The sequence below is a fragment of the Gordonia sp. (in: high G+C Gram-positive bacteria) genome, from assembly GCF_012515855.1.
Lineage (GTDB): Bacteria > Actinomycetota > Actinomycetes > Mycobacteriales > Mycobacteriaceae > Gordonia.
Map to the genome: position 1 here is coordinate 1 of NZ_JAAYXO010000055.1, position 4,500 is coordinate 4,500.

Annotated in this window: 4 protein-coding genes; all 4 read right to left on the reverse strand. The window is 69.2% G+C overall.

All coding sequences use genetic code 11. The features are described 5' to 3' along the window. A partial coding sequence (locus GX543_RS03440) for a universal stress protein (RefSeq protein WP_290849800.1) occupies positions 1-1,295 on the reverse strand: 1,295 nt, incomplete at its 3' end. 10 nt (positions 1,296-1,305) lie between these two features. Next, positions 1,306-1,929: a potassium-transporting ATPase subunit C gene (locus GX543_RS03445; protein WP_290849802.1), complete on the reverse strand. Its 624-nt coding sequence runs from the start codon at positions 1,927-1,929 to the stop codon at positions 1,306-1,308. Between the two features lie 4 nt (positions 1,930-1,933). Then, on the reverse strand, positions 1,934-4,012 hold the full coding sequence (kdpB, locus tag GX543_RS03450; protein WP_290849805.1) for a potassium-transporting ATPase subunit KdpB: 2,079 nt from the start codon (positions 4,010-4,012) through the stop codon (positions 1,934-1,936). Beyond that, the coding region (locus GX543_RS03455) for a potassium-transporting ATPase subunit KdpA (RefSeq protein WP_290849806.1) at positions 4,009-4,500 on the reverse strand (492 nt) is incomplete at its 5' end. The genes kdpB and GX543_RS03455, both read right to left, overlap by 4 nt.

Here is a 4,500-nt window from a genome sequence, read left to right on the forward strand (position 1 = left end):
GCGGACAGCGCGGCGGGCACCACGCCGCCGAGCATCGCCACCGCCAGCACCACCACGAAGAACAGCGCCGTCTGACTGCCGAACCCGATCAGCGGACCGATCAGGCTCAGCACCCCGGTCAACGCCAACGGTGCCAGCACCGCGATGATCCAGCTGCCCGGCCGGTGGAACCGCGTCTGTCGAATGTCGAGCTTGCGGCGGACGCCCGCACGCTCGTGGGTCACCATGTGAACGTCGATCCGACCGCTGTCGCGGACCACCGCCGCGCCGACGCCCTCGTCGAACAGCCGCTGCCAGCGCGACCGCCGCGACGTGCCGAGCACCAGCTGGGTGGCGTTCATCGCGCGGGCGAACTCCAACAGGGTCTGCGGGACGTCGTCGCCGACCACCGAGTAGACCCCGGCGCCGACACTGGTCGCGAGGGCGCGCAGGGCCGTCAGGTCGACGTCCCCGCGCTCGGCCAGGCCGTCGCCGCGGACCACGTGGACCACCAGCAGCTCGGCGCTCGACCGCGACGCGATCCGACTGGCTCGCCGGATCAGCGATGCCGACTCCGGACCGCCGGTCACCGAGACCACCACCCGTTCGCGTGCCTCCCAGGTGTCGGTGATCGCGTTGGCAGCCCGATAGGCGGCCAGCTTGTCGTCGACGCGGTCGGCCAGCCACAGCAACGCCAGTTCCCGCAGCGCCGTGAGGTTGCCCTGCCGGAAGAAGTTGGCGAGGGCGTCGTCGACCCGCTCGGCGGAGTAGACCTTGCCCTGCTCCAATCGCTGGCGCAGGGCCCGCGGCTCGATGTCGACCAGCTCGATCTGATCGGCGGCACGCACCACGTCGTCGGGAACGGTCTCACGTTGCGTGACCCCGGTGATCTGTGCGACCACGTCGCCGAGGCTCTCCAGGTGCTGGATGTTGACCGTGGAGAGGACATCGATGCCCGCGCCGAGCAACTCGTCGATGTCCTGCCACCGCTTGTCGTGCCGCAGGCCGGGCGCGTTGCTGTGTGCGAGCTCGTCCACCAGCACCACCGCCGGTCGCCGCGCCAGAATCGCGTCGAGATCCATTTCGTAGAGCACGGTCCCGCGGTGATCCACCGCCTTGCGGGGGATCACCTCGAGTCCCTCCACCAGGGCTGCGGTCGCCGCCCGCCCGTGCGATTCGACGACGCCGACCACCACGTCGACGCCTTCGTTCTGCAGCCCCCGGGCTTGCTCGAGCATCTCGAAGGTCTTGCCGACGCCGGGGGCACAGCCGAGAAACACTTCCAGCTGACCGCGCGGTCCCTCGGTGTCGGGCATGCCGCCGATGCTATCGGCAGTGCTGGGCGCCGACACCGAGGTCACGGTTCACCTGTTGGACATTGACCCGCGGCTCGCCGAGAAAGCCCAGTTGACGGCCGCTGGTGTTCGCCTCGACGATCTCCCGCACTCGCGCAGTCGGCAATCCCGTCACCCGCGCGATCCGCGGAATCTGCAGGGCCGCATACGCCGGGCTGATCTCCGGATCGAGGTTCGAACCCGATCCGGAGACGGCGTCCGACGGGACCTGCGCAGGCGTCACGCCTTCGCGCGCGGCGATGATCGCGCGACGCGCGGTCACGATCTCGACCAGCTCCGGACTGTTGGGGCCCAGGTTGCTGGCGCCCGACGACGCCGGGTCGCCGGGCGCCATCGGGTCGTCGACACCGCCGGCCACCCGCGTGTGCAGGAACGGGTCGGGCTGCCCGGCGGGGACCTGCGGGTCCACGCCGAGGTTGTCCGAGACGGTGCAGCTCTGCGTCGTGACGAAGGAGCCCTCGGCGCCCGTCGTGTTGATGCGCGAGACGCCCCACACCGCGACCGGGTACAACACGCCCACGACCACCGTGAGCACGATCAGCGACAGCAGCCCCACCATGCACTGCCTCGCGAAACCACTGGCGAAGTTCTTCATGTCCTCACCCCATCCCCGGCAGCAGCCGGACTACTAGATCGATCAGCCAGATCCCGATGAACGGGGTCACCACACCGCCGACGCCGAAGAGCAGCAGGTTGCGTCGCAACAGGTCGGACGCCGCGGCCGCCCGGTATCGGACACCCTTCAGCGACAGCGGGATCAGCGCGATGATGATCAGCGCGTTGAAGATGACCGCCGAGACGATCGCCGACTGCGCCGAGTGCAGCCGCATGATGTTGAGCGTGTCGAGCTGCGGATACGTCGACGCGAACAGCGCGGGCAGAATCGCGAAGTACTTCGCGAGGTCGTTGGCCAGCGAGAAGGTGGTCAACGCGCCCCGGGTGATCAGTAGTTGTTTGCCGATCGCGACTACTTCGATGAGCTTGGTCGGGTCGGAGTCGAGGTCCACCATGTTGCCCGCCTCCTTGGCGGCCATGGTCCCGGTGTTCATCGCCAGCCCGACGTCGGCCTGCGCCAGCGCGGGTGCGTCGTTGGTGCCGTCGCCGGTCATCGCGACCAGTCGTCCGCCCGACTGCTCCTTGCGGATCAGCGCCAGCTTGTCCTCGGGCGTCGCCTGCGCGATGAAGTCGTCGACACCGGCCTCCGCCGCGATGGCCTTGGCGGTGAGCGGATTGTCGCCGGTCACCATCACCGTGCGGATGCCCATCGCCCGCATCTGCGCGAAGCGTTCGGCCATCCCCGGCTTCACCACGTCCGACAGTTCGACGACGCCGAGCACCTGCGACCGCAGCCCGGACTTCGTGGCTACCACCAGTGGAGTGCCGCCCCGCGTGGAGATCTCGTCGACCACACCGCGCACCTGCCCGGTCAGCGGCCCGCTCCAGTTCTCGACGGCGTCGGCCGCACCCTTGCGGTAGCTGACGGTCCGGCCGTGCTCGTCGACGTCGACGCCGCTCATCCGGGTCTGCGCGGTGAACGGGACCACGGTGGCTCCGGCATTTGAGGAGAGGGCGGCGTCGATCGTCACGGCGAACTGCTCGCGCGCGAGGTCGATGATGCTGCGACCCTCCGGCGTCTCGTCGGCCAGACTGCAGCGGTAAACGATCCGCGCCAGCTCGTCGGCGTCGACCCCCTCGGCCGGATGGAATGCGGTGGCGCGTCGGTTGCCGAAGGTGATGGTGCCGGTCTTGTCCATCAGCAAGGTGTCGATGTCACCGGCGGCCTCCACCGCGCGCCCGGACATCGCCAGGATGTTGCGCTGCACCAGTCGGTCCATGCCCGCGATGCCGATCGACGACAGCAGGGCGCCGATGGTGGTCGGAATCAGGCAGACCAGCAAGGCGATCAGCTTCACCGGATCGGCCGCCTCCCCCGCGTACCCCTGCATCGGTCCGATCGCCAGCACCGCGAGCAGGAAGATCAGGGTGAGCGCGACCAGCAGGATGTTGAGTGCGATCTCGTTGGGCGTCTTCTTGCGCGAGGCGCCCTCGACGAGCGCGATCATCCGGTCGACGAACGTGCTTCCCGGCTCGGCGGTGATCCGCACGACGATCCGGTCCGAGAGCACCACGGTGCCGCCGGTGACGGCCGAGCGGTCGCCGCCCGACTCGCGGACCACCGGCGCGGATTCGCCGGTGATGGCCGACTCGTCGACCGTCGCGATGCCCTCGATCACGTCGCCGTCACCGGCAATCGTCTCGCCGGCCTCCACCACGATGCGCATGCCGACGGTGAGGTCGGAGCCCGGCATCTCGGTGACGGTGCCGTCGTCGTCGAGCACGCGGGCGACGGTGTCGCGCTTCACCTTTCGGAGGCTGTCGGCCTGGGCGCGACCGCGCCCCTCGGCGACGGCTTCGGCCAGCCCGGCGAAGATCACGGTGAACCACAGCCACGCGACGATGACCCATGCGAACACCGACGGGGTCAGGACGGCCAGCACAGTGGATGCGATGGCGCCGAGGTAGACGACGAAGACGACGGGGTTGCGCGCTTGATCACGCGGGCTCAGCTTCCGCAGGGCCTGCGGCAACGACGACGCCAATTGTTTCACGTCGAACACGCCGCTTCCGGCGAGATTCTCCTCGCGAGCGAGCGGTTCTCGGGTGGTGGTTGCGGTCATGAGAGTGCCTCCGCGATCGGGCCCAGCGCCATGGCCGGGAAGAAGGTGAGTCCGGCGACCAGCAGCGTGGTGCCGAGGAGCAGTCCGCCGAAGAGGAGGCCGCTGGTCGGCAGCGCTGCGGCCTGCTTCTCGTCGTCCTTGGGGCGCTTCCGAGCCAGCGATCCGGCCAGCGACAGCACCAGGACGATCGGCAGCAATCGGCCGAAGAGCATGGCCAGACCCAGGGAGATCTGCAGCCAGTCACTGGTGGCGGTAAGCCCGCCGAACGCGCTGCCGTTGTTGTTGGATGCCGACGCGAAGGCGTAGAGGACCTCGCTGAATCCGTGGGCGGCCTCGGCGCTGCCGCGGGGGCCGTCGTTGCCGAGCACGTCGGGCGTCGACCCGAGCAGCACGGTGATCGCGGTTCCGGTGAGCACCAGCGTGGGCATCACCAGCACGTACAGCGCCGCGAGGGTGATCTCGCGCCGACCGATGCGCTTGCCGAGGAA

Bases quoted from the DNA above. Each gene is read 5' to 3' on its own strand.
- GX543_RS03445 (WP_290849802.1), bottom strand. From the start codon at position 1,929: ATGAAGAACTTCGCCAGTGGTTTCGCGAGGCAGTGCATGGTGGGGCTG.
- kdpB (WP_290849805.1), bottom strand. From the start codon at position 4,012: ATGACCGCAACCACCACCCGAGAACCGCTCGCTCGCGAGGAGAATCTC.